This window comes from Trichlorobacter lovleyi (genome assembly GCF_015239775.1).
Lineage (GTDB): Bacteria > Desulfobacterota > Desulfuromonadia > Geobacterales > Pseudopelobacteraceae > Trichlorobacter > Trichlorobacter lovleyi_B.
In genome coordinates, this window is sequence record NZ_CP058409.1 from 231,521 (window position 1) to 257,580 (window position 26,060).

Annotated in this window: 24 protein-coding genes; 15 read left to right on the forward strand and 9 right to left on the reverse strand. The window is 59.1% G+C overall.

Features of this window, described 5'->3' with window-relative positions; genetic code table 11:
- Positions 1-20: 20 nt before the first annotated feature.
- The 9 genes from fsa to FY034_RS01180 all read right to left on the reverse strand — a co-directional run bounded on the left by fsa (position 21) and on the right by FY034_RS01180 (position 5,708).
- Positions 21-665, reverse strand: a complete 645-nt coding sequence (gene fsa / locus FY034_RS01140) for a fructose-6-phosphate aldolase (protein ID WP_012468458.1) — start codon at positions 663-665, stop codon at positions 21-23.
- 23 nt (positions 666-688) lie between these two features.
- On the reverse strand, positions 689-940 hold the full coding sequence (locus FY034_RS01145; RefSeq protein WP_265553141.1) for a YHS domain-containing protein: 252 nt from the start codon (positions 938-940) through the stop codon (positions 689-691).
- A 7-nt stretch (positions 941-947) separates the two neighbouring features.
- Entirely contained in the window at positions 948-1,442 is a 495-nt protein-coding gene (folK, locus tag FY034_RS01150; protein WP_265553142.1) for a 2-amino-4-hydroxy-6-hydroxymethyldihydropteridine diphosphokinase, read from the reverse strand.
- A gap of 193 nt (positions 1,443-1,635) precedes the next feature.
- Complete coding sequence (locus FY034_RS01155; RefSeq protein WP_265553143.1) at positions 1,636-2,313, reverse strand: endonuclease III domain-containing protein; 678 nt, start codon at positions 2,311-2,313, stop codon at positions 1,636-1,638.
- Complete coding sequence (locus tag FY034_RS01160; protein WP_265553144.1) at positions 2,303-2,890, reverse strand: hypothetical protein; 588 nt, start codon at positions 2,888-2,890, stop codon at positions 2,303-2,305. The genes FY034_RS01155 and FY034_RS01160 overlap by 11 nt, the downstream gene beginning before the upstream one ends.
- An 86-nt stretch (positions 2,891-2,976) precedes the next feature.
- Positions 2,977-3,840, reverse strand: coding sequence for an NAD-dependent epimerase/dehydratase family protein (locus tag FY034_RS01165; RefSeq protein WP_265553145.1), 864 nt, complete (start codon positions 3,838-3,840; stop codon positions 2,977-2,979).
- A 5-nt stretch (positions 3,841-3,845) separates the two neighbouring features.
- Complete coding sequence (locus FY034_RS01170; protein WP_265553146.1) at positions 3,846-4,316, reverse strand: septal ring lytic transglycosylase RlpA family protein; 471 nt, start codon at positions 4,314-4,316, stop codon at positions 3,846-3,848.
- A complete protein-coding gene (locus tag FY034_RS01175) occupies positions 4,313-5,197 on the reverse strand; it encodes a complex I NDUFA9 subunit family protein (protein WP_265553147.1) in 885 nt (294 codons plus the stop codon). Before FY034_RS01175 ends, FY034_RS01170 begins: the two co-directional genes overlap by 4 nt.
- 22 nt (positions 5,198-5,219) lie before the next feature.
- Positions 5,220-5,708 carry a YqaA family protein gene (locus tag FY034_RS01180; protein ID WP_265553148.1) on the reverse strand — a complete coding sequence of 163 codons (489 nt, stop codon included), beginning with the start codon at positions 5,706-5,708 and terminating at the stop codon, positions 5,220-5,222.
- Between the two features lie 68 nt (positions 5,709-5,776).
- On the opposite strand from FY034_RS01180, the gene FY034_RS01185 reads away from it, so the two are divergent.
- The 15 genes from FY034_RS01185 (at position 5,777) to FY034_RS01255 (ending at position 26,058) form a co-directional block, all read left to right on the forward strand.
- Positions 5,777-6,775, forward strand: coding sequence for a helix-turn-helix transcriptional regulator (locus FY034_RS01185; protein ID WP_265553149.1), 999 nt, complete (start codon positions 5,777-5,779; stop codon positions 6,773-6,775).
- A gap of 181 nt (positions 6,776-6,956) precedes the next feature.
- Positions 6,957-8,093, forward strand: a complete 1,137-nt coding sequence (locus tag FY034_RS01190; protein ID WP_265553150.1) for a class I SAM-dependent methyltransferase — start codon at positions 6,957-6,959, stop codon at positions 8,091-8,093.
- Entirely contained in the window at positions 8,090-8,737 is a 648-nt protein-coding gene (locus FY034_RS01195; RefSeq protein WP_265553151.1) for an HAD family hydrolase, read from the forward strand. Before FY034_RS01190 ends, FY034_RS01195 begins: the two co-directional genes overlap by 4 nt.
- Positions 8,738-8,881: 144 nt before the next feature.
- On the forward strand, positions 8,882-10,978 hold the full coding sequence (locus FY034_RS01200; RefSeq protein ID WP_265553152.1) for a methyl-accepting chemotaxis protein: 2,097 nt from the start codon (positions 8,882-8,884) through the stop codon (positions 10,976-10,978).
- 40 nt (positions 10,979-11,018) lie between these two features.
- Positions 11,019-11,426: a bacteriohemerythrin gene (locus FY034_RS01205; RefSeq protein ID WP_265553153.1), complete on the forward strand. Its 408-nt coding sequence runs from the start codon at positions 11,019-11,021 to the stop codon at positions 11,424-11,426.
- A 109-nt stretch (positions 11,427-11,535) separates the two neighbouring features.
- On the forward strand, positions 11,536-14,742 hold the full coding sequence (locus FY034_RS01210) for a hybrid sensor histidine kinase/response regulator (RefSeq protein ID WP_265553154.1): 3,207 nt from the start codon (positions 11,536-11,538) through the stop codon (positions 14,740-14,742).
- Entirely contained in the window at positions 14,739-16,262 is a 1,524-nt protein-coding gene (locus tag FY034_RS01215) for a glycogen synthase (protein WP_265553155.1), read from the forward strand. Before FY034_RS01210 ends, FY034_RS01215 begins: the two co-directional genes overlap by 4 nt.
- Complete coding sequence (locus tag FY034_RS01220; protein WP_416222769.1) at positions 16,252-18,240, forward strand: transglycosylase domain-containing protein; 1,989 nt, start codon at positions 16,252-16,254, stop codon at positions 18,238-18,240. Before FY034_RS01215 ends, FY034_RS01220 begins: the two co-directional genes overlap by 11 nt.
- A 187-nt stretch (positions 18,241-18,427) precedes the next feature.
- The gene (locus tag FY034_RS01225) at positions 18,428-18,727 is read left to right on the forward strand and encodes a hypothetical protein (RefSeq protein ID WP_265553156.1); all 300 of its coding nucleotides are present in this window, start codon (positions 18,428-18,430) and stop codon (positions 18,725-18,727) included.
- A 14-nt stretch (positions 18,728-18,741) separates the two neighbouring features.
- Entirely contained in the window at positions 18,742-18,990 is a 249-nt protein-coding gene (locus FY034_RS01230) for a hypothetical protein (protein WP_265553157.1), read from the forward strand.
- Between the two features lie 173 nt (positions 18,991-19,163).
- Positions 19,164-20,357, forward strand: a complete 1,194-nt coding sequence (locus tag FY034_RS01235; protein ID WP_265553158.1) for an efflux RND transporter periplasmic adaptor subunit — start codon at positions 19,164-19,166, stop codon at positions 20,355-20,357.
- Positions 20,358-20,359: 2 nt separating this feature from the next.
- Positions 20,360-22,318, forward strand: a complete 1,959-nt coding sequence (locus FY034_RS01240) for a MacB family efflux pump subunit (RefSeq protein ID WP_265553159.1) — start codon at positions 20,360-20,362, stop codon at positions 22,316-22,318.
- A gap of 8 nt (positions 22,319-22,326) precedes the next feature.
- On the forward strand, positions 22,327-23,721 hold the full coding sequence (locus FY034_RS01245) for an efflux transporter outer membrane subunit (RefSeq protein WP_265553160.1): 1,395 nt from the start codon (positions 22,327-22,329) through the stop codon (positions 23,719-23,721).
- 88 nt (positions 23,722-23,809) lie between these two features.
- Positions 23,810-25,201: a UbiD family decarboxylase gene (locus FY034_RS01250; RefSeq protein WP_265553161.1), complete on the forward strand. Its 1,392-nt coding sequence runs from the start codon at positions 23,810-23,812 to the stop codon at positions 25,199-25,201.
- A complete protein-coding gene (locus FY034_RS01255) occupies positions 25,198-26,058 on the forward strand; it encodes a 4-hydroxybenzoate octaprenyltransferase (protein WP_265553162.1) in 861 nt (286 codons plus the stop codon). Before FY034_RS01250 ends, FY034_RS01255 begins: the two co-directional genes overlap by 4 nt.
- Positions 26,059-26,060: the final 2 nt, after the last annotated feature.

Consider the following 26,060-nt stretch of genomic DNA (forward strand, 5'->3'; position numbering starts at 1 on the left):
GACCTCCAGGTAGTTAAAAACTACTTCGGCACTTTTTCCCAGTCTTCCAGGAATTTCTTGATGCCGGCATCAGTCAGCGGATGCTTGGACAGCTGCAGCATGACCGAGTACGGGATGGTGCAGATATCAGCGCCGATCAGGGCGGAGTTAAGCACATGAATCGGGTTGCGGATGCTGGCTACGATGATCTCGCTGGTGTAGCCGTAGTTGTCGAAGATGGTCCTGATCTCTTCAATGATCCCCATACCGTCCTGGGAGATATCGTCCAGCCGTCCCACAAAGGGAGAGACATAGGTTGCGCCGGCCTTGGCCGCCAAGAGCGCCTGCATCGGAGTAAAGATCAGGGTGACGTTGGTCTTGATCCCCTTGGCTGAAAGCTGCTTGGTGGCTTTCAGGCCTTCCGGTGTCATCGGCAGCTTGATGACGATGTTTTTGTGAATCTTGACTAGGTCCTTGGCCTCTTTGACCATGCCTTCCGCATCCAGGGCAATTACCTCGGCGGAGATCGGGCCGTCTACGATGGCGGTGATCTCTTTGATGACATCCTTGAACTTGCGGCCTGATTTGGCGATCAGGGACGGGTTGGTGGTAACACCATCCACCAGACCCAGGGTGTGTGCTTCACGAATCTCGTGTACGTCAGCGGTGTCGATAAAAAATTTCATGTCTGAACCTCCGGTTTTAGGGATTAATGTATATGGTCAAGTTGATCGCGAAACTTATCCAGGCAGTCCATTGAGCAGAAATAGTGCCGCGTACCGTCCAGGGTTCCGACAATGGCATCCTGTTTTGCCAGGTACACCTTGCAAACCGGATCCTGTACGGTTTCTTCGTCGTTGCGGGCCGGTTTTGACGCAGAAGGTTGCCGGGGGGCAACAAGTGACTTGAAGATCCGGAACCCGATATAGGCCAGCAGCAACCAGATTACGAGGCGAAACATGGTGTCATTACTCCAGTGGCCTGACCTGCTCGTCGGTTTCAAGGCAGGTCAGCAGCTCTGCTATGGTACGTTTGCTGGCCGGTTCGCATAACTCAGGGGCGATATCAGCCAACGGCAGCAGTACAAAACGGCGCGCCGTCATCCGGGGATGGGGCAGGGTCAGGTCAGGTGTTGCAAGTTGTGTGGTGCCGTACAGGAGCAGATCCAGATCCAGCCGTCGTGATTGCGGGCTGGCGGCCGGGGTCCGGCCAAAGACTTCCCGTTCTATCCGTTGCAGCTCCTGCAGCAGGTCATGGGGCGGCAGGGTGGTGGCCAGCCGTGCAACCCCGTTGTAAAAAGCAGGAGTGCCGGATGGCATACCCACCGGTGACGTTTCATAAAACCTGGATAGGGCTGTCACACGGCAACCGGCTATCTTGCCCAGCTCCGCCACGGCCCGTAACAGGTTCAGTTCCCGATCCCCCAGATTAGAGCCGAGGGCGATGTAAGCATCGGTTTCCACAAGGCGGGATTAAACCATACTTGTGGGGGGGCGTCAACCGCGGTACAAAAAAAGCCCCCGTCACCAGGAGGGGCGGCAACGAGGGCGATGAGACCCCCAAGGGGGCTCGCAAACATATTCTCTGCCTATAGTGTACCCAAGCCGGACAGGTGCTGCAATAAAAGTTTTGTAACCAATTGCCTCTGCAAGCAGATTAGCGTTTGCTGACCTTGGGGCTGATTGCATTGTAGGGGCACTGCTCTGCCAGACAGCAGCGGTTGCAGTGCGGTCTGGGGCGGCAAACCTGTTTCCCCAGCTCGACGATCAGCGCATGGTACTCGTTAAACAGGGCTGTATCTGATGCCAGGCTGTCCATGAAGTGACGTCGCAAGCCATCATAGCTGATCTGCTCATCCACCAGTCCCAACCGGCTGAAGATCCGTCTGGTGTAGGCATCCACCACAAAGCTTGGCTTGTGACCAGCATAGAGCAGAATTGAATCGGCGGTTTCAGGTCCGATCCCCTTGACTGCAAGCAGTTCCGCTCTGGTATGCTGCCACGGTCCGGCAAAGAGCCGGTCAAGGCTGCCGTCGTACTGATCCAGTAGAAAGCCGACAAAGGCCTGCAGCCGTGCCGCCTTGATGTTAAAGTAGCCTGCCGGTCTGATCAGTGCGGCCAGCGCGTCCGGCAGCAGGCCGGCAATGCCAGCAACCGACAGTCTGCCGGCTGCCTTCAGGTTTGCAATCGCCTTTTCCACATTGCCCCAGTTGGTATTCTGGGTCAGGATGGCCCCGACACAGACCTCGAAAGGGCTCTCGCCGGGCCACCAGTGCCGGGGACCGTACTGCTCCAGCAGGACAGCGAAAATCCTGTCAAGCTGCTTATCTGCCAACCAGCACCCGCAGGTTTTTGGGATTGACCTTATAACCGCCGGAAACCGTAACATAGCCTTTGTACAGGTCGCTGATATCGGTGATGCGTGCCATGAACCAGCTGCTCTGGCGGGCGTTTGACTTGTCTTGAGGGGCCTGATAGGCATCATTCTGACTGTTTCCCTCAAACATGATCATCACGGTCCCCAGCCTGATCTCGTCCGGCCTGGCAAGCCTGGTGCGCCAGAAGAATTTGGTCCACTGGCTGGCGCCATTTGCAATCTTGAAGAACTCGGCCTCACCCTTGGTTTGCGCGTTGGGCGGCTGGGTCATCTTGGCCAGGGTCACATAGATCCAGGCGTTCTCACCCATCGGCTGTTCACTGATGAAGAAGTCGTCGCTCTGGATATAGTGCCGGTCTTCACCGGCTGTCGGTGCCTCGTAACGCGGCTGTGGCGCAGGCTCCTCCCGGGCAGGGGGCATCTGCTCACGGATCTGTTGGCCATCGGTCACCAGCTTGTCAACTTCATCCATAAAACCTGCCTGCGCGGTTGCGCAGCTAGCCAGCAGCAGTGTCAGCACGCACAGCTTCTTCATGACACACCTCCGTTACCTCATAGGTTTTATCCGTCCCAAAGGGTATTACCCTGCTCCTATACCAGAGATTTCCGATCTGTAAAGGCTCAGAGTGAGGCGGCAATCCCCTGTTGCAGATCGGGATAGCGCAGGGAAATTCCCAGATCATCCAGCATCCGGCGGTTGTCAACCACCCGTGATTCCATGAAATAGTTGAACAGCAGCGGCGGCATCACCCGGCGGGCCTCCTCAAGGTCGATCTGGGGCTGACGGGGTTTCTGCAGGGCATCGGCACAGGCGTTGAAGTAGGCTGTCATGCTGGCCGGATGACCGTCACTGACGTTGTAGATGCCGGTCCCTTTCAGCAGGGCAGAGAGGCAGACCTGGACCAGGTCCTCAACGTGAATCCGGTTGGAGGGCCTGGCCAGCTCCTCCCGCAGCAGCGGCTGGCCCTGATTGATCTGCATCAACGGCAGGCGCCCCTTGCCGTAGATGGCCGAGACCCTCAGGATGACCACCGGAATACGGTGCTGCAGGCCAAAGTCCTGAAACAGTTGTTCGGCATCCAGCCGCCGTTTGCCCATGGCTGAGGTTGGCTCCGTGGGACTCTGCTCGGTCACCAGTGCGCCGCCGGTGTCGCCATAGACGCTGGTGGCACTGAGATAGACGATTTTGGAGGGGCTGAGCTGATCCCGCTCCAAGGCAGCGCAGAAATTGCGGGCACGCAGATCAATACTGCCGCCTCCCTGGGGAGGGACACTGTACAACAGCATCCGTCCGTCCAGCGGCAACCGGGGGATGTCGTCACGTTCGTCCATGCTGCAGAGGCAGACCTCTGCACCGGCCGTGGCCAAGGTTGCAGCCTTTTCCTGATCCCGCAGGTGAACCGTCACGGACCAGCCCTGTGCAAGGGCCTGTGTGGCCACCAGACTGCCGGTGTAGCCGCATCCGGCAATAAACAGCTGCTGCATAATCGTTATCCCTTTCCTTCATCTAGCAGTTCATCCAAGGGCTGCTTTTTCTCAATGGCGATGATCCTGACCTTGATCGCCCCCTTGCCCCACAGGCCGATCTGCTGGGCTGCAGCGCGGGAGAGGTCGATCAGATTGCGGACTGCGTGACGGGGATGGCAGCGGTCATTGATGATCACCGACACCTTCTGGCCGCTCTTGATGTTTTCAACCGTAACAAGGGTCCCCAGCGGCAACAGGGCATGGGCTGCGGTCAGCTTGTCCGGGTGATAGCGCTGGCCAGAGGTGGTGCGCCGTCCGATGAAGCGCGAGGCGTAGTAGGTGGCCACGCCGACCTGCGGGTCTTTAAGCGTGTCCCCGTCCTTTGCCAGCACCTCCAGCAACTGGGCATCACTCATATCATCACGTTCTATCGGGTGAGCAGCATGGACAGCGCCGGGCATGAGCAGGGACAGAATAAGTAGACGCTTAATCATCGTTGCAGGTACTCCCGGATACCGTCTCTGAAGCGGATCGGTTCAAAATCAAAGGTTTTCCTCCAGCAGCCGTCGCAGATATTTTCCTCAAGCAGCATCTGCAGCTGGTCCATGGTAATCGGAAAGGCACGGAACCCCTGCAAGGCCTTGATCACCGGCTTCATCAGGCCGAGCGGCAGGGCCGGTTTCCAGGGGTGGCTCTTGCCCATCGCCTCGGCAATGGCATCCAGCAGTTCACGATAGGTCAGGCGATCCTCGCCGCACAGCTCAAAGACCTGGCCGGCGGTTTCCGGTTTCTCCAGGGCATCGGCGTAACAGCGGGCCACATCGCTGCCGTGGATCGGCTGCAGCCGGTAGTTGCCATCCCCCATGGTGGGCATGACCGGTGCCAGCCGCAGGTTATCTGCCAGCATGTTGACAAAGGCATCCTTGGGGCCAAAGATAAGCGACGGCCGGAAGATGGTCCAGGCCAGGCTGCTGCCCCGCACGATCTCCTCTCCCCGCCATTTGGTGCGATGGTAGCCGGAAACCGCATCGAGCCTGGTGCCGAGGGCGGACATCTGCAGGTAGCGCAGCACGCCGCTGTGTTGGGCCGCCTGTACCATGCCGGCGGTGGCCTCCACATGCAGCCGCTCAAAGCTAATCCCCTGGGCGGGAAACTCGCGGATGATCCCCACCAGATTGATTACCGCGTCACAGCCTTTCATGGCAGCGCCGTAACTGGCCGGATCAACGACATCGCCCTTGACCAAGGTGATGCCTGGCGCTGCTGGCCCGCTACGGGCATGACTCAGAAGTATCAGCTCGTGACCGCGCTTCAGCAGCTCTGCGGTCAGGTGTCCACCCACAAATCCGGTGCCACCGGCGATGAAGATCTTCATTGGCAGTACTCCTCTCCGGAATTTACGCGGCCATTTTAAGTGTTAACCAGGCCACTGCTGCATAGCGTGCCAATTTGCCCGTCGCAACCAGCAGCAGAAAGGTGCTAAAGCGGATCTTCAGCAGCCCCCCCACCAGGCAGAGCGGGTCCCCCACCAGCGGCAGCCAGGAAAACAGCAGCGACAGGATACCGTACTGTTGATACCACGCCTCTGCCCGTTGCCGTTGCTGTTCGCTGATCCTGAACAGGCGGGCCAGCAGCCAGTCACCGCCGTAACGCCCCACCAGCCAGGTGGTACAGGCCCCCAGGCTGTTGCCGGTGGTGGCAGTCACGACGCAAACGGCAGGGTCGTAGCCCCTGACCAGCATCAGCACCAGCAGCCACTCCGACCCCAGCGGCACCAGGGTCGAAGCCAGAAAACTGAGTGCGAACAGGGCCGGATAACCGGGCTGTTGCAGCCAGTTTAACAGGGGGGACAGGTGTGTCAAAAAGCCGTTGTCAAACAGATCCACATCACGTACCTTTTGTCCTCGAATAAGACAGTATAGCCGAAAAATTGCAGTAGCAACAGGGGGGTAGCATGAAAACCCGCGGCAAGCCAACCGGACACTATACCCAGGCAGCACGTCTGCACAATGTAATCCGCCTGATTGAGACCCGTAACGGCATCACGCTGGATGAGCTGGTGGAGGAGACCGGGGTGGATCGCCGCACGGTCCACCGGGATCTGGTGGCGATCCAGGAGGCCGGCTATCCGTTGACCGCAGATCGCCTGGATGGGCGCAAGATCTACCGTTTTCTGACCGCCACTCGCCAGGTGGCACCGATCACCTTTACCCTGGATGAACTGGTCTCACTGCATCTGCTCAAGGCCTGTGCCGGGCTGCTGCCGCCCGAGCCGTTCGGTGGCGAGATCGATGCCATCTTTGCCAAGATTCACGCCTCGCTGCCGCCCCGCTCAGTGGCACATCTGGAGCGGATTGCCCGGGTTTCACTGCCCCGATTCCAGGGGGGCAGGACCTATACAGGTTCAGCCGAGCTGTTGTCCGAGCTGCGCCGGGCGTTGCTGTTTCAGTACCGGATCAAGCTGTCCTACAGCCGCAGCGGCAAGGAGGCTGCGCTGTACGAGATCGATCCCTACACCCTGGTGCTGGCCAAGGGAGGGCTGTACCTGCTGGCCCATGCCCATAACCGCGGGGCCGTACGGCTGTTCGCGGTGGAGCGGATTGTGGGGCTGACCGTGACCCGCCAACGCTTTGAGATGCCGGATGAGTTTAATCCGGAGCAGTACTTTAGTGACGCCTTTGGTCTGGTGACGGACCAGCCGATGCAGCTCAAGATCCGCTTTGACAGTGAGGTGGCCCATATGGTGCGGGACAGGGTCTGGCGGACCGGACAGACCCTGCTGAGTGAGCCGGACGGTTCCGTCCTGCTCTCGTTTGAGGCGGCCGGTTCCCTGGAGATCCTGGCCTGGGTGCTGTCCTACGGACGCCATGCAGAGCTGCTGGAACCGCCTGAGCTGCGCAAGGAGCTGAAGCGCCAGATCAAAGGGCTGCGCGAGATCTATCGCAAGAAGTGATAACGCCGGTTCCAGCTCAAAGGCACTATCTGCACCGGCTCGTCTCCGGCTCCGCCGCGTCCTGATCCCTGCACGCTGCCGTCGCCGGAATCCTTGCCGCCTTGAGGTCATCCGCGATTTGACATTGGAGGATTGAATAGGAACTTGACCCTGCTTTCTTGACCCTGCATAATCCACGACCATGAACGATATGACCTTACATGACCTGATTGCCGACCGTATCCGTGCCGCAGGCCGGATCACCTTTGCCGATTACATGGCTGCCTGCCTCTACGAGCCCGGACTGGGCTACTACACCTCGCCGGGACGCAAGGTGGGGACCGAAGGCGACTTCTATACCAGCATCACGGTGCATGCCACCTTCGGACGGGTCATTGCCCGCGAGATTGCTGCCATGTGGCGCTCCATGGACTGTCCGGCTGACTTTACCCTGGTTGAAGCGGGCGCCGGCCATGGCCGCCTGGCCTGCGACATCATGGACTTTCTGGCAGAGCACCAGCCGGATTGTTATGCCGCGACAAAGCTGGTGCTGGTTGAACAGGAACCGACCCTGGCCGAGGCCCAGGCTGCCCTGCTGGCCAAGCATGCGGCCAGGCTGTCCTGGCTTACCCCGGCAGAACTGCCCGGTTTCCGTTTCAGTGGGGTGCTCTACTCCAACGAACTGCTGGATGCCATGCCGGTGCACCGGGTCCTGATGACCCCGCAGGGGCTGAAAGAGATCTACGTCACCCTTGATGGTGATCAGTTTCAGGATCAGGCTGATCTGCCATCCACCCCGGCGCTGGAGGCCTATCTAGATCGCTTTGGTATCCCGCTGCACCCCGGTCAGGAGGCTGAGGTCTCGCTGGCCGGCCTGGCCTGGTTTGAAGATGTGGCGGAATCTCTGCAGCAGGGCTTTATCCTGACCATTGACTATGGCTGGGCCAAGGCCGAGCTGTACTCACCCCAGCGCAACCTGGGTACCCTGCTCTGCTACTACAAGCATACCGTGGAAGACAACCCCTACCAGCGGCTGGGTCAGCAGGATATCACCACCCATATCAACTTCAGCGCACTGCTTGAACGGGGAGAAGAGCTAGGGCTCAAGCCGCTCTGGTTCGGCGAGCAATCCCGTTTTCTGCTCTCTGCCGGGGTGATTGAAGAGCTGGAGCAGATCGAGGCATCCGAGCTGCCGGAAAAAGACAAGCTGCGCCTGCGGCTGATCATCAAGCGACTGATCATGCCGGAGGGGGGGATGGGAGATACCTTCCGGGTGCTGGTACAGTCAAAAGGGGTGACAGACCCCAGGCTGGGCTGTCTGCGTGGGATCAGCCTGTGAACCGTGGGGCGATCAAGGCGATTGTCTTTGACCTGGATGGCACCCTGTATGTCTCAGAGGCCTTTGAACATGCGGTCTGGGAATCGGTTTCCCGTTATGCCGGGCAGCTGCTGGGGCTTTCAGTTGATGCTGGTGGGAGGCGCCTGAAGGAGCTGCGTGACCGTTTGACTGCAGAGCGGGGGACCGTGCAGACCCTGGCGGTGGCGATCGAGGTGCTGGGCGGTACGGTGCCGGAGATGCATCGCCGCTTTGCTGAAGAACTTGAACCGCAGCAGTATATTCAGCCTGATCCGCGGGTCAAGCCGCTGGTGAACCGCCTGGGGCAACGCTACACCAGCTGGCTGCTGACCAACAACAATCAGACCCTTACCAACAAGATTCTTGCCTGCCTGGATCTTGAAGAGAGTTTCGAGCGGGTGATCACTATTAATGACACCTGGCGTCCCAAGCCCGACCGGAGCGTGCTTGATCAGGTCTTAAGCGAGCTAAGCCTGCCCTCTGAAGCGGTGCTGTTTGTCGGTGACCGCTACGATATTGATCTGCGCCTGCCGGAGCAACAGGGCTGCCCGGTATTGCTGACCAAAACCATTGACGAGCTGATGCAACTGCAAACTCTCTTGGATCAGCCTCCTTCACCTGTCTGACGTCCGGCAGTGCAGAGGGGCGATCGGCCTTGTATTAGATCTGTTTTAGAACAGGGTTATCAGAATCCTTGCCTTTTTAATGAAGGTTTGTTCTAATGGCCGCCCGTGTCCTTTCCCATGCCCGGTGCCAATGGAGGTAGCTTTATGTTCCGCGCCCGTCTGACTGCCAAGGTTCTGATTGCCATTGCTGTAACCCTTTCCGTCGGTTTTGCCTGCCTTGGGGTCTTGAGCCTCTATCTGTCCTACTCCTCCATGCTTGATCTGCAGCGTAACAACGCCCGCCAGGCAGCAGCCAACGTTATCCATGACCTGATTGAGCTGAAGATGAAGGGCGACTTCCAGGCCTTTAACCAGTATGTGGATGAGGTGGTCAAGCGGGGCGGTGCCCTGAAGATTCAACTCTTCCATCCTGATGGCAAGCAGTATAACGGCACGGAAAGCAGTGAGCTGGTGAAGCAGGCGGTAGAGGCCGGGGTACAGAAGGAAAAAAACAGTGTTGTTGACGGCAAGTCGGCTCTGGTGCTGGCTACGCCGCTGGCCAACGAGGCCCGCTGTAATGCCTGCCATGCGGCCGGCCCCAAGTTTCTGGGAGGACTGCAGCTGGTCACCTCCGTGGAAGAGGGGGCTGCCAAGGCCAAAAAACTGGCCGTGGTGCTGACCGGGGTGGGAATCTTCTTCTTCTTCCTGATCATCGGGGTGCTCTACCTGCTGATCTCACGACTGGTGGTGCGGCCGATTCGGGAGCTGTCTGCCCAGGTTGAGGATATTGCCAAGGGGGAAGGCGACCTGACCAAGGTGCTGCCGGTCCACTCAGAGGATGAGATCGGCCATCTGGCCGGTGAGGTCAACCACCTGACCCAGACGGTCCGTGAGATCATCGCTTCTCTCTATCAGCAGGCCTGTGTGCTGGGTGGCAATACCTGTGAACTTTCCAATGCCACCGAACGGATTGCCAAAGAGGTGCAGGAGCAGATGGAGCACGCCGATATGGTGGCCACTGCGGCTGAAGAGATGAGCAGTACCATCCAGAACGTGTCTGAAAACACCCATCAGGCAGTGGAGCTCTCCGCCACGGTGGATGCGGCTGCCAGCACCGGTTTGGCGGTGGTACAGGAAACCTGGCAGTGCATGAGCAGTGTCTCGGAGAGCGTGGAGTCAACCCTGGCCGGTATTGCCGAACTGGAACGCTCTTCCGCCAGCATCGGCGACATGCTCTCCCTGATTGAAGATATTGCTGACCAGACCAACCTGCTGGCCCTGAATGCTGCCATTGAGGCGGCCCGGGCCGGTGAGGCCGGCCGCGGTTTTGCGGTGGTTGCCGATGAGGTCCGTTCCCTGGCTGAGAAGACCACCAAATCAACCAAGGATATTGAGCGGGTGGTGGGCAAGATCCAGCAGGAAAGCGAGCGGGCAGCAGCCAGTATCCGTAAGGAAAGCGCCTTGGTCCGTTCCGGTCTGCAGCAGGCAGAAGAGGCTCGCCGTCAGCTGGAGGATATCAAAAACTGCGCCTCAAGCTCACGGATGATGAGTGAACTGATTGCGGTTGCCGCTGCCGAACAGACCACCGTAACCGGCGAAATTTCAACCAAGATCCACCATATCTCCGATGCTGCCCACGGTACCAACCAGATGATGAAGGCCAATATGGATACCTTCTCCCGTTTTGCAGATACCGTTGAGAGTATCTACGGTACCGTGGGACGCTTCTCGGTGGGTAACTACCATGACCAGGTCAAGGCCTATGCTGCCGAGCTGTCCAATGGTGTGCAAACGGCCATTGCCGAGGCGATCAAAAACGGTAGCCTGTCCGAGGCGGATCTGTTTGATCGCAATTATCAGCCGTACCCCAAGAAGACCGATCCTCCCAAGTTTACCACCCGTTTTGACGGTTTCTTTGACCGGGTCATCTCGCCGCTGCAAGAGGCAATTGTCAACCGTGACAGCCAGCTGGCCTATGTGATCTGCTTTGACGACCACGCCTATGTGCCTACCCACAACCTGCGTGTCAGCAAGCCGCTTACCGGTGATCCGGAGGTGGATCGGATCAACAACCGTACCAAGCGGATCTTTGGTGACAATACCGGCATGCGCTGCGCCAAGAATACCGAAAGTGTCCTGCTGCAGACCTACCGGCGTGATACCGGTGAAATTCTGAATGACCTTTCCGTACCGATCTTCATCAACGGCAAGCACTGGGGCGGCATCCGCTTTGGCTATAAGGCCCCCTGCAGCCTGAAATAGCCTTTGGGCCAGCCTGCTGACTACTGAAAGGAGAACCGACATGGCGTTACTGGTGTGGGGGCCGATGCTTGAAGTAGGGGTTAAGGAGATTGATACCCAGCACAGGAAGCTGGTTGATCTGGCAAATGAACTGTCTGATGCGCAAGTGGCCGGCAAGGCCAAGGATGTGCTGGGCAAGACCCTGTCCGAGCTGGTGCGGTATACCGTCACCCATTTTGCAACGGAAGAGCGGCTGATGGATCAGCACAAGTATCCGGCCGCTGCAGATCACAAGCAACAGCACAAGGATCTGGTCAAGACCGTCTCTGATTTCAAGGCCAAGTTCGACAAGGGGGATGCGGCCCTGTCAGTTGACATCATGCACTTTTTGCGGGACTGGTTGACCAAGCATATCATGAGTACTGACAAGGCCTTTGCCCGTGACCTGATTCAAAAAGGGGTCAAGTAGTCTTGCTCCTGCTGCTGTCGGGGTGCCTCCCCGGCAGCAGCAGATGAATGTCTCTTAATTTCTGTTGATTTCCTTGCATTTTAGTCTGGTTAGGCTAAACTGATCCCCCATGGTTGTTCGTCACCTTACCACGACTTCTCGTAAAGCCATCCTCTGGGCCCTGGCAGCAGGCTGCTGCGGCCTGCTGCTGAACCGTTTTCTGCCGATTGAACTGTACTATCGCCTCTCCTTACTGCTGGGATCGCTGCTGCCGCTGGTAATACTGGGAATGCTGGGTGGACGCTTCGGTATTCTGGCCGGTGTGGTTGCGGCCTCCGGAACCCTGCTGATCTGGCTGCAGCCGATTCCGTTTCTGGCGCTCTCGCTGGAAATAGTGGTAGTCGCCCTGCTGGTCCGGCGCGGGATGCGCCTGACCCAGGCAGTGATGCTCTACTGGCTGGTGGTCGGCATGCCGTTGGTACTGCTTGCCTACCTGTTCCTTCTGGATATCAGCGCGCAGGCCGCTCTGGTCTTTGCACTCAAATTCGGCCTGAACGGCGCCTTTAATGCCCAGATCGCCGCATTGATAATTGTTGCGATCCGCTACTGGCGTTTCAGGGAGAGCGGGGCACAGGAACACCGGATCTCCTTTGTTGAGGCGTTGACCCTGCTGGTCACTGCCGCGGTCTATATTCCGCCTATGATCATGTTACTGGTCGGCCTGCGCGGTGCCCAGCAACAACATCTGGCCGCGATGCACCGTACCGTGTCGCAGGTGACCGATGCGACGCAGGCCTTGTTGGGAGACTGGCTGCAGCGGCGGCTTGATTCAGTTAATGCCGTGGCAAAGGAGGTTGCCCTGCCTCTTGGCGCCTCACCGGAAACCAGACGGCTGATGACCCTGATCAAACAGACCGATCCGGTACTGTTGCGGCTGGGACTGTCTGACCAGCAGGGTAACGAACTCCTGAGCCTGACAAGCGACAGCATTCATGGCAGTGTGAAAAACGTGCCGGCCGACCGTGCCCGGATACTGGAACCGCTCAGGAACGGCATGCCCTATCTGGGAACCGCTGTCCCGCTGGAAGGGGGGCTTGAACCGGGAGAGGTGGTCGCCACCATCGGCCAGCCGATTATTCGCGGCGGACGTGTGGTGGGGGTGGTTACGGCGCTGATACCGGTGACACGGCTGCAGGAACGCTGTGACTTCGTGGTATCCCGCCGGAATGTGCGGCTGAGTGTGATTGACAGAAACGGTATCCCACTGGCCATGTCGAGCGGCAGTACTGCTCACAAGCTGGCGCCCGGGTTGCATGTGGTGCATCCCCCCAAGCGTCCCGGTCTCCCCTGGCTTGCGTTGATGTCGCAGGCCTACCTGACCAATCGAATTCCATTAAGTGCGATTCAACAGTGGGATCTGGTGGTTGAGGTGCCGTACCGTCCCGGGCTGGAGGAGATCAACCGGCGCGCCATCAGAGAGATGAGCATGATCCTGGCCTTGATGCTGTTGGTCTGTATGGCCTCGCGGATTGCCACCAAGGCACTTTCCCTGACCGCCTTCAGGTTGCGTCAGGTGACGGAACAGCTCTCCTGGCAGATCAGCCGGGGCTCCATGCCGGTCTGGCCGGCTCCCACGTTTCTGCGTGAAATTGATGCCCTGAGTAATAATGTCAAGGAAATGGCCGAGAGCCTCGGGCAGACCTTTTCTGAATTGAAAACCGTCAACGAAGAGCTTGAAAAGCGTATTGAAGAACGGACAAGGGAACTGGCTGACGCAAAACAGGCGGCTGAGGCGGCCAATGAGGCCAAAAGCCGTTTTCTGGCGGTCATGAGCCATGAAATCCGCACCCCGATGAACGGTATCATGGGGATCAACAGCCTGCTGAAACAGTCGCAACTTACCCCGGACCAGCGGGAACTGCTGGGGTATGCCTCGGATTCTGCCAACGCCCTGCTGCTGATTATTAACGATATTCTTGATTTTTCCAAGATTGAGGCCAACAAGCTTGAGTTGTGTCCATCGGTATTCCGGCTTGGCCGGCTGATGGAGTCGCTCTGCAATATGTACCAGGTGGTTGCGGACAGAAAGGGGCTGCGACTGGTCTGTGATTATGACAGTGACCTGCCTGAGCTGGTAACCGGTGACCAGGACCGGCTACGCCAGGTGCTGACCAATCTGTTGAATAATGCGATAAAATTTACCCGGCAGGGCGAGGTGCGCCTGTCGGTGCAGCGTCTTTCTGCAACCTCTGCCGACGGCGTGTTGCGGGTCGCCTTCCTGGTCGCGGACAGCGGTATCGGTATCGCGCCTGAAAAGCAGGAGCGGATCTTTGATATGTTCAGCCAGGCGGACAGCTCGACCACCCGTGAGTTTGGCGGTACCGGCCTGGGGCTGGCAATCTGTAAAAGCCTGGTCGGTTTGATGGGGGGGACCATACAGGTGACCTCAGCGCCCGGTGTCGGTTCCACCTTCCGTGTCGAACTGCCGTTTTACCAGGCTGCGGGCCTGACCGAAGCTGAAGGTGAGGGTACTCTGATCGGGCGCCGGATGTCTGCCGTACGGATCCTGCTGGCAGAGGATCAGGCCATCAACCGTCTGGTATTGAGCCGCCTGCTGAACGACCTGGGGCACGAGGTTGTGGCGGTTGAAAATGGCCGCAGACTACTTGAAGAACTGGCCCAAGGGGGCTATGATCTGGTCATAACGGATGTTTCCATGCCTGAACTGGACGGTTTCCAGGCGGTTAAGGCCATCCGTAGCAGGCAGCTGCCGGGCATTGACCCGGCGATTCCCGTACTGGCCATGACTGCCCATGCCTTGGGCGAGGATCGTGAACGCTGTCTGGAGAGCGGTATGAACGGCTACCTCTCCAAACCGGTTGATATTGAAAAGCTGGTGGCGGCGTTACAGCAGCTGCTGCCGGAGCATTGCAGAGAAGGGGGCGGGATGACCATGACTGATAGCGCTGGAGTGCCGCAGGAGCAGGTGGCGGAAGATCCGCTTGACCGTGAATACCATCACAAGAACTACCTGGCGCTGGGATGTGGAGACGTGCTGCTGGATGTCTTCCGGATTTACCTGGAGAGCGCCCCGTTGAAGGTTGAGCAGCTGCGGACCCTCCTGAAAACCGGTGACCTGGAGCAGATTGTCAGCCTGGCCCACGGGCTCAAAGGGGAATCAGGATCCGTGGGAGGCCGCTTTATCATGGCTGCTGCAGCTGCCATGGAAAAGGCCGCCCGTACCGGTGATCTTGAAGAGGCAGGCAGGCTGCTGCCTGAATTGGAACAGCAGTTACAGCGAGTTGTGGCAGCAATTCAGCAGGAGCTTGAGGCGTGAAAAAGAGATCACAGGGGCAGGGATCAACCGGCAGCAGCCAGGAAAAACCGCTTGCTATTCTGTTTGCCGCTTCGGAGGCCGCGCCCTATGCCAAGACCGGTGGCCTGGGCGAGGTGGTGGGTGATCTGCCGCGCTACCTGCACGCCATGGGCCATGATGTCCGGGTGGTGCTGCCCCGTTACTACAGTATTGATCCTGACCGCTATGGCCTGAAACTGCTGCCCGGTACCCTGGTGGTGCCGATGGGGATCATCGGCGAGATGTACTGCGGGGTCTGGGAGGGGCGCCTGCCCAAAAGCGAGGTGCCGGTCTATTTTCTGGAACATCAGGGGCTCTACGGCCGTGATGGGATCTATGGCGTGGACAATGTCGGCTTCATGGACAACGACAACCGCTATGTCTTTCTCTCCCGGGCCGCCCTGGAACTGCCCAAGATGCTGGGCTGGCAGCCGGATATCCTGCATGCCCATGACTGGCATACCGCCGCCGTGCCGGTCTTCCTCAATACCAGCTACCGCAACGATCCGTTGGTGGGTAATGCCGCCTCAATCCTGACCATCCACAACATGCAGTACCAGGGCAACTTCTATCCCGGTCTGATGGAGGTGCTGGATATCGGCTGGGAGTACTTTACCTTTCTGGGGCTGGAAAAGGATGATCAGGTCAACCTGCTGAAAGGCGGTATCTACCACGCCACCCTGCTGAACACGGTCAGCCGGGGCTATGCCCGCGAGATCCAGACCCCGCTTTACGGCTGGGGGCTGGAAGGGGTGCTGCAGGAGCGCAGTGCCGACCTGTACGGCATCCTGAACGGTGTTGATTACAATGAATGGAACCCGGCCACAGATCAGTACCTGCCGGCCACCTACTCGGCAGATGACCTGACCGGCAAACTGACCTGCAAGCGGGCCCTGCAGCGGCGTTTCGGTCTGCCTGAGCTTGATCTGCCGCTGTTCGGGATTGTCTCGCGCATGGTGCCCCAGAAAGGGACCGACCTGCTGGCCGAGGCGATCCACAATATGATCAGGCTGGACCTGCAGGTGGTGGTGGTGGGCAATGGCGAACCCTGGGCCCACTTCTTCTTTGGCGGTATGGCCCATCGTCACCCCGACAAGGTCGGCTGTCACATCGGTTACGACAACGCCCTGGCCCATCTGGTGGAGGCCGGTTCCGACTTCTTCCTGATGCCGTCGGCCTTTGAACCCTGCGGTCTGAACCAGATGTACTCGCTGGCCTACGGTACCCCGCCGGTGGTACGTGCCACCGGAGGGCTGGATGACAGTGTTGAGAACTTTGACGAGTCTGCCCTTACCGGCGATGGCTTCAAGTTCTGGACCAGGACCGCTGCCGCTCTGTACGATACGGTCGGCTGGGCCACCTGGACCTTCTACAACAACCCTGAAGGATTGGCAGCCCTGCGTAAAAACGGCATGACCAAGCGCTTTACCTGGGAGGAGTCTGCCCGCAAGTACGACGCCCTGTACCGGGAGGCGTTACGGAGAAGACGCGGTGCAGAGTAGTTCCGATTCCATTTCAAGACGCCCTCTTCGTTGGCTCGTCATCTGCTGTATCTGCCTGACCACCTTCTGGGTTTCATCAGCGTTGGCCCAGGAGCCAATTGCCGCCTACCCGATCCTGCCGACCGGCTACCACTCCATCAAGGTCTTTGACAGCCAGAGCCGCTTTGTCGGCCGGCTGCTGCCGGAAAAACGCTACTGGGTCAGCATTGACCGGATACCCCTCTTTCTGCAAAAGGCGATTGTTGCGGTTGAGGATGCCCGCTTTTATGAACATGGCGGCGTTGATCTACGCGGTATCGCCCGGGCTGCCGTCAAAAACGTGGTCAGGGGCCGACTGGCTGAAGGCGGCTCCACCATCACCCAGCAGTTGATCAAGAACAAGTATCTCAGCAGCGAAAAGACCCTTGACCGCAAGGTCAACGAAGGGCTGATGGCGCTTGAGTTTGAGAAAAAATACACCAAGCGCCAGATTCTGGAAATGTACCTGAACGAGATCTACTATGGCAATGGAGCTTGGGGCATTGCCCAGGCCGCCCGGATCTACTTTGACAAAAGCCCTGAAGAACTGACCGATATTGAGTGTTCCTTCCTGGCCGGTATTCCCAAGAACCCCGGCCGCTACAACCCGCTGGGCAAACCTGCCGATGTGGCCAGGCGGCGCTCGATTGTGCTGCAAAGGATGGTTGAGGTGGGTGTGCTGCCGGCCAGCCAGCTGCGTCAGCAGATCAGTCACACGGCAGCGCCGGTCCCGCCCAACCGTGCCCCCTGGTATCTGGCACTGGTACAGGCAAAACTGGTTGAACGCTATGGCCCGGCGGTCTTTGAACAGGGGGGGCTTGAGATCACCACAGCCATGGATCTTGGCCTGCAGCTCAAGGCCGAGCAGATTCTCCATGATGGTGTTGTCAAACTGTCACCCCAGCTGCAAGGGGCGCTGGTGGCCTTTGATCCGGTCAGCGGTAATCTGCTGGCTACGGTTGGCGGTACCGAGTATGTGAAGGGCGGTTTTAACCGGGCCTTGCAGGCCAAACGGCAGCCCGGCTCGGCCATCAAGCCGTTGATCTACGCGGCTGCCCTTGAACAGGGGGTGACCGCAGCAAGCCTCTGGAATGATGCGGCAGTCAGCTATCCTCAAGGTGATGGCGAAAGTTGGACCCCGCACAATTATGATGGCAAATCCCACGGCAGCATGACCCTGCGTCAGGCCCTGGCAAGCTCAAACAACGTGATTGCGGTCAAGCTGCTGGAGACCATCGGCATCCCTGCCTTTACGGAGCTGGCTGCGAAAAACGGCCTGGCCCTGCATGGCAACAATCTCTCACTGGCATTGGGCACCGAAGAGGTCACGCTCCATGACCTGGTACTGGCCTATGCACCGTTTGCAACAGGAGGCGTGCGTACCGAGCCGCGCTCCATCCTGCGGATCTATGAAACCTACCGCAAAAACTGGTTTGAAAACACAACCAGCAGCAGTCAGGCCCTCTCGCCGGCCACCGCCTTCATTACCACCAGCATGCTCAAGGATGTCTTGACCAGCGGCACGGCCAAGGGGTTGAAGAAGTTCAGCCAGAAGTACCCGTCAGCCGGCAAGACCGGTACTACCAACGACTACCACGATGCCTGGTTTATCGGCTATACCCCCCATCTGGTAACGGGTGTCTGGGTCGGCTATGACCAGCCACGGTCCGGTGGCAAAGGCTTTACCGGCGGGGCCGTGGCTGCTCCGATCTGGGAGCGCTTTATGCGGCAGGCCCTGGCCGGAAGGCCTGCGGATGATTTTACCCGGCCTGACTCGGTCATATCGGTGAGTATTGACCCAGCCAACGCCCTGCTGGCAACGCCGGCCTGTCCGGCCAAGCGGGAGGAGTTCTTTGCCTGCGGCACGGAGCCGGATGACTACTGTCCCATGCATGATGCGACGGCAGCGCCCGCTGCAGCCGCTCCTGGCCCTGCCCTCAAACCATCCCCATCCCACTAGCCCTTGGTCCGGGGTACCAACAGGCATCGCCTGTCCTGGCTGCTTAACATAACTTTACCTGTCCCGCCTGCCTTTTAACCCACAGATCTTACCCAAACGGGTAGGGTTTCTCCTGAGAGCAGATTTTTCACGCAGTCACTCCGGCGCAATGGTGCGCCGGAGGCACGCTGTTGCAAAGGAGATCACCATGGGCCTATCCCCCAGAAAAAATCTCGTGCTGTTCTGTGTCGTAGCCGCAGTGCTGTCAAGCCAGGGCTGGGCCGGCAGTGATAGTGGCAGGCCGCCCCGCGGTGAGCGCAGAAGGCCGCCCCAGGAGGCTTTTGATGCCTGCAAGGGCAAAACAGAGGGGGCGAGTGTCACCATTGCAACCTCCCATGGCAGCTTCAAGGCGACCTGCAGGAGTTTTGAGGGTGCATTGGCTGCGGTTCCTGAAGGGGCTCCGCCACCACCGCCGACAAACGGTAACGGGCCAACACCGGGCCGTTAGGGAGCAACAGCGCTATGGCCAGTTACGAACAGACCTTTCTGGAGCAGATCACCCATCTCCACGGACAGGATTTTTCCAGTTGGCAGGGCTGGCAGCTATTGATGGACTGGGTCAAACGCCAGCCCTGGCGGCTGGAATTTTTCGGAGGGGCAAAGATCCCGGCCCGTATGCTGCACCCACCCACACTGGTGATGGAATTGACCAGGTTTCTTGAGGGAGCGCCTGCAGCACCAGAAGAAAACAGCCCGGATCCCCAGACCTAAATCTATGTGTGCCCCCTAATTACCTTTGCCTCCATGGTGATGCAGCGGATAGCCAGACGAACCCAGGGCCGTGGTATGCCGGCCATCATTGAAGACATCACGGCCTTTGCCGAACATGTGGTCAGATTTGCCCTGGCCGGTATCAAGGCACACCGTATCAAAGGACGTACGCCATGAATGTTCCTAAACGGAAGCAGATCATCATAGCTATCATCATCATTGTTCTGGTGACAGCCGGCATAGCCATTGCCAGGAAGTTCATGGCGCCGGCAAAAATTACCTTCATAACGGCTCCGGCTGTCCGTATGGATCTGGAAGATAGCGTTCTTGCCACCGGCATTCTGAAGGCATTCAAGACGGTGGCGGTAGGCGCACAGGTGAATGGGCAGCTGAAGACGTTGCACGTTGCTTTGGGGGCCAAGGTGAAAAAGGGACAGTTGCTGGCTGAAATCGACCCGGTGCTGCCGCAAAACACCCTTAAGGATGCCGAAGCCCAGGTTGAAAACCTGCAGGCGCAGCAACGATCAAAACAGGCACTTTTAAGGCAGTATGAACTGGCCTACCAGCGCCAGCGACAGATGCAGGCCAAGGATGCCGGTTCCCGTGCCGATCTTGAGAGCGCACAGGCACAACTGGAAAGCACCCGGTATGAGATCTCTGCCCTTGCAGCCCAGATCAAGAAGGCAATCATTGCGGTTGATACGGCCAGGGCCAATCTTGGTTATACCCGGATCCATGCGCCGATCGAAGGGACGGTCATCTCGATCGATACTGAAGAGGGGCAGACCGTGGTGTCGAATCAAACAGCCACGATGATCCTGACCCTGGCCACGCTGGACAACATGACGGTCAAGGCCAAGATCTCTGAAGCGGATGTGACGAGGGTCAAGGCAGGCTTGCCGACCTACTTCACCCTGCTGGGAGACAGCGATACCCGTTATTACGGCAAACTGCGGGCCATCGAACCGGGTCCGGTTTCAGGCAGCACAACAACCAGTAGCACCAGCAGTTCCAGTAGCTCCAGCTCCGCGATTTACTACTACGGACTCTTTGAGGTGCCCAACCCTGATACGAAGCTGAAGGTTTCAATGACCGCACAAGTTGCAATTGTGCTGAATCAGGCCAGGCAGGCACTCTGCATTCCGGTATCGGCCCTTGCTGAAAGGCAGAAGGACGGCAGGGCAACCGTCAAGGTGTTGGCCGGTGAGCAGGTGGAAGTCCGGGCGATCCAGACCGGCATTTCCAACAATGTCCAGATTCAGGTTGTGAACGGACTGCGGGAGGGGGAAAAGGTCATCATCGGTGACAGCTCCAACCTGCCGAAGAGCGATCCCAACAACATGCCGCCTCCCCCGGGGAGGCGGTAGGTATGGCCAAGACGCTCCTTGAAATAGATGCCGTGGTGCGCCGGTTCTCAACCGGTGACCAGCAGGTGGAGGTCCTCAAGGGGATCGACCTGACCATCCGTAGCGGAGAGATGGTGGCCATTGTCGGTGCCTCCGGTTCGGGCAAGTCCACCCTGATGAATATCCTAGGCTGCCTGGACCGTCCCAGTGAGGGGAGCTACCGGATCGACGGCCGGGAGACCGGCAGCCTGTCAAATGACGAATTGGCCAGTCTCAGGCGTGACTACTTCGGATTCATCTTCCAGCGTTACCACCTGCTGCCCCACCTGACCGCCATTCAGAATACGGAGATACCGGCCATCTATGCCGGCGCGAACAAGCATTTCCGGCAGGAACGTGCCAGAAAGATCCTTGAACGGCTTGGCCTGGGAGACCGGTGCGATCACCGTCCCAATCAGCTTTCCGGTGGCCAGCAGCAGCGAGTCAGTATTGCCAGGGCGTTGATGAACGGCGGTGACGTCATTCTGGCGGATGAGCCAACCGGCGCCCTGGACAGCACAAGCGGCAAAGAGATGATGGCGGTGCTGCATGAACTGCATGCCAGTGGCCATACCATCATTCTGGTGACCCACGATCAGCAGGTGGCCGCCCATGCTGAACGGATCATCGAGATCAGTGACGGTGCGATTATCCGCGACCAGGCGAACCCGAAACGGCAGGCTTCAGCAACTGCCGCACTGGCGGAAAAGGTTGTTGTCAAACAGGCGGGTAACTTCCTGCAGGCCAACTGGGGCAGATTTGCCGAAGCCTTCAAAATGGCCCTGATCGCCATGCTGTCCCACCGCATGCGGACCCTGTTGACCATGCTGGGGATCATCATCGGCATAACCTCGGTTGTTTCTGTTGTGGCACTTGGCCAGGGAGCGCAACAAAAGGTCATCAAGGATATCAGCGCCATGGGTACGAATGTCATCGACGTCAACCCCGGCAAGGACTGGGGTGATGAAGACGCTGCCGGTATCCAGACCCTTGTGCAGTCCGACCTGGAGGCCCTCAAGGCGCAGGTGTATGTCGACAGCGCCTCGCCCACAACCGGAGGCAGCCATTTGCTGCGCTACCGCAACCTGACCGCCAATGCTTCGGTGAACGGCGTCAGTGAACAGTACTTCCGGGTCAAGGGGTATGAGATTGCCGATGGCATCGCCTTCAGCGCCGCCGACGTCAAACAGCAGGCCCAGGTGGTGGTCATTGACCAGAATACGCGCAAAAAGTTCTTCAGCAACCAGGACCCGATCGGCATGATTCTGTTTGTCGGCTCGCTGCCCTGCCGGGTCATCGGTATCACCAAAGTCAAAGACGGCCCCATGGGAAACAGCTCGAATCTTGAGGTCTGGATACCCTACACGGCTGCCATGAACCGGCTCCTGGGGCAGCAGTATTTCAGCTCGATTACGGTGCGGGTCAAGGATGGCATCTCCAACCCGGTTGCAGAACAGAGTATCACCAGGCTGGTCACCCAGCGCCATGGCCGCAAGGACTTCTACACCAACAGCAGCGACAGCATCATGAAGACCATCAACAAGACCACCACCACGCTGAAGCTGATGATCTCGGCCATTGCTGTGATATCGCTGATTGTCGGCGGCATCGGCGTCATGAACATCATGCTGGTGTCGGTCACGGAGCGGACCCACGAGATCGGCATCCGGATGGCGGTTGGAGCGCGTCAGGAGGATATCATGCAGCAGTTTCTGATCGAGTCGGTTCTGGTCTGCCTGCAGGGGGGGGTGATCGGCATCGTCTGTTCCTGGGGCGTGGCAAAGGTGTTCTCGCTGTTCGTGACCAGCTTTGCCATGCAGTTTTCGCTCATGTCGATTGTCTCGGCCTTCCTCTGTTCAACCATGATCGGTGTCATCTTCGGCTTCCTGCCGGCCCGCAATGCGGCCCGCTTGGATCCGATCGAAGCACTAGCCAGGGAGTGACTGCAGCTATGAAGATACTGTCCAGGTTTGCCTGCGCCATTGTTCTGACAATCTGTTGTTCCCTTGCAGGCTGCAGCGGCCTGCTGCCGCGCAGCCAGTATACCCGGCCGGAGGTGACGCTCCCGCAACAATGGCAGGCAACCGGCGTAACCGGTTCAGCTGTTGCAACAAAAAGACAGTGGTGGCGGGACTACAATGATCAGGCCTTGAGCGACCTGATCGAGCTGGCACTCAGATCCAACAACAACCTTGCAGCGGCCACGATCAAGGTAAAGCGGGCACAGCTTTCGGCCAGGCTTACCAACACCAATCTGACTCCGACGGTTTCTGCCAATCTCAGCAGCAGCCTGAGCCGTGACCTCACTACCCGCAGGGAGACCAAGTCGAGCGTGGCCACACTCTCGGCAAGCTATGAGCTGGATCTGTGGGGGAAGCTGGCCAGCGCCCGTGACGCCGGCAAGTGGGAGGCCGAAGCAACCGAGTATGATCGCCAGAGTACCGCGTTGGCGCTGGTTGGCACCGTCGCAACGAACTACTGGACCATCGCCTACCTGAATGAACGGATCGCCTCGGTTGACGCAAGTATTCTCAACGCCGAAAGAGTCCTGGGGCTGGTGGAGGTCAAATATCAGGCAGGAGCCGTTTCCGCATTGGATAAACTGCAGGCCCAACAGACCGTTGCCAGCCAGAAGGCGCAGCTGACTGAACTTTGGCAACAGCGGACTGAAGCGCGTAATGCCCTGGCGATTCTGTTCAACCAGGCACCGGTGCCTGCCGTGCCGGAACGTCAGCGCCTGCCGGAGGGGGCGTTGCCGCAGGTGCAGGCCGGTCTCCCTGCCAGCCTGCTTGGCCAACGGCCTGATCTGCAGGCTGCCGAGCAGAGACTGAAAAAATACCTGGCGAATATTGACACTACCCGCGCCAGCTACTATCCCAGTTTTACCCTGACCGGGACGCTTGGCACAAGCAGCACCAGCCTGGTTGAGGTCATCAAAAACCCCTACGCCGCATTGGGTGCGGGGCTGGCACTGCCGTTTATCCAATGGAATACGATGAGGTTGCATGTGGAAACCGCACAAGCGGATTATGAGGAGGCAGTGGTAAACTTCAGGCAGACACTCTACGCAGCGCTCAGTGATGTCGAGAATGCCCTGGCTGCACGCAAGAATTACGCAGAAGAGATCAAACAGCTGCAAGACTCCCTCGACCTGGCCAAAAAGGCGGAACAGCTGGCGGAGGTCCGTTATCTGACAGGCGCTACCGATCTGCAAACCTGGCTGGATACCCAGGAGCGCCGCAGAGATGCCGAACGGGCATTCGCGCTGGTCCGGTTGGCACAACTCAAAAACAGCATGGCGTTATATCAGGTGATTGGCGGCAGCACCGCTTTAGCAGCGCCGTAACAGGGCAGCCCCGCGAAACAGGATTGACAATCCCCTGAAAGCTCCTATCCTCTCTTAATCCTGACAGCCATTTGAGGAGCGCCACCCCATGCTCTCATCCCTGCATGATTTTATCGAACGCCTTGAACACCTGCGTGACCTGCAGCAGGTCAGCGTGCCGGTCGCAACCCGGCTGGAGATCGCTGCCATTACCCGCCGGATCAGCAGCTATCCCAAAGGCGGCCCGGCCCTGCTGTTTCAGCAGCCGGATGAGTCTCCCTTTCCGGTGGCCACCAACCTGTTCGGCTCACAGCGCAGGATGCGGCTGGCCCTGGGGCTGGACAGCCTGGAAGACCTGACTGCCGCCTTTGACAGGGTTCTGCAGGCCATCCCCCTGCAGGGCCTGACCGGTCTTGGTACGCTGCTGGCAGGTCATCCCGAGCTGGCCTGTTGCACGCCGGTAGCGGTCGCGCACGGCCCCTGCCGGGAGGAGCTGGTGCCAGGGGCAGACCTGCTCCAGTTCCCGTTTCTGCACAACTGGCCTGATGACGGCACAGCCGCCGGAACCGGGCGTTATCTGACCCTGGGACAGGTGGTTACCACTGCCCCGGACGGCAGTGACCCCAACTGTGGCATCTACCGCTGCCAGATCCATGATGCCCATACCCTGGCGATCCGCTGGCGGCGGGGCAGCGGGGCAGCGCGGCACTATCAGCAGTTTGTCCAGCAGGGTATACGGATGCCGCTGGCAATTGTGCTGGGCGGCCCGCCGAGCCTGACGCTGGCCGCTGCCTGGCCGCTGCCGGAAGGGCTGGATGAGTTCAGTTTTGCCGGCTGGCTGCGGGGCGCTTCGATCCCCACTGTGGCCTGCTCCCATGGGCCGCTGCAGGTGCCGGCAGAGGCAGAACTGGTGATTGAGGGCTTTGCGGAGCCGGACAGGCCGCTTGTGGAGGGGCCCTTTGGCAATCACACCGGGCAGTATGATCCGGCCGGTCCTGCAGCCCGCGTGACGGTCACGCGGATTACCCGGCGCCGCAATCCGATTGTCCCGGCCACCGTGGTTGGGCCGCCGCCCCAGGAGGATTGCTGGATGATGCTGGGCTGGGAGCGGCTGCTGGCTGCCCTGTTGCCCGGACTGGTGCCGGGGGTGCGGGATATCAGGATGCCGCTGCCCTGGGTCTTCCGCAGCAGTGCGGTCATTTCCCTTGAAAATCCGTCTCCCCACATGGTACGAAAAACCGTGCAGGCCCTGTGGCAGCTGCCCTGGTTCCGTAAGGCCCACCTGCTGATCCTGGTGGACGCCGGGATCGCTGCCCGCAACCTGCAACAGGTGGCCTGGCGAACCGTTAATGAAACCGATTGGCTGGACGATCTGATCAAGGACGAGGCTGGCGGCCGTCTGGCCGTTGATGCCACCCGGCGCTCGGTTGAGGCGCTGCTGCCTGATGCAGCAACCAGCCAGCTGATGACACAACGTTGGAAGGAGTATGGTCTGCCATGACCGCAGTCGTGCAAAAAATCACCATCTTTATGGAGATGATCAAATTCTCCCACACCATCTTTGCCCTGCCCTTTGCCCTGTCCGGGGCCCTGTTGGCGATCCGCGGCCTGCCCAGCGCTAGGCAACTGCTGTTCATCATACTGGCCATGGTGGGGGCCCGCACCGCAGCCATGGCCATGAACCGGCTGATTGATGCCGATATTGATGCCAAAAATCCTCGCACTGCCGGACGTGCCATTCCGGCCGGTCTGCTCTCCAAAGGGGCGGTCTTTGGCGCCATTGTGCTGTCCGTGGCCCTGCTGCTCTGGTCGGCAGCCATGCTGAATCCGCTCTGTCTCAAGCTCTCGCCGATCGCGCTGGGGTTTCTGCTGCTCTATTCCTACTGCAAACGGTTTACTGCCCTGGCCCATATCGTCCTGGGGATCTGTCTGGCAGCCGCACCGATCGGCGCCTGGGTGGCGCTTACCGGCAGGATCGAGCTGCCTGCCCTGGTGCTGGGACTGATCGTGCTGTTCTGGGTCTCCGCCTTTGACATGCTCTATGCCCTGCAGGATTTGGAGTATGACCGCTCGGTGGGGCTGCACTCCATCCCGGTGGCACTGGGAGTGGACGGCTCGCTCCGGCTTTCGCGCCTGTTCCACCTGATCACGGTTGGCCTGCTGCTCTGGCTGATCATCCTGATGGGGCTGGGGATCTGGTTCTGGATCGGCACTGCAGCCATGACCGCCATGCTGTTGTACGAACACTGGCTGCTGCGGGGGGGCGATCTGACCAAACTGGATGCCGCCTTTTTCACCATGAACGGCTACATCAGCCTGACCTTCCTGGCTGCCACGGCAGCGGATGTCTTTCTGTAACG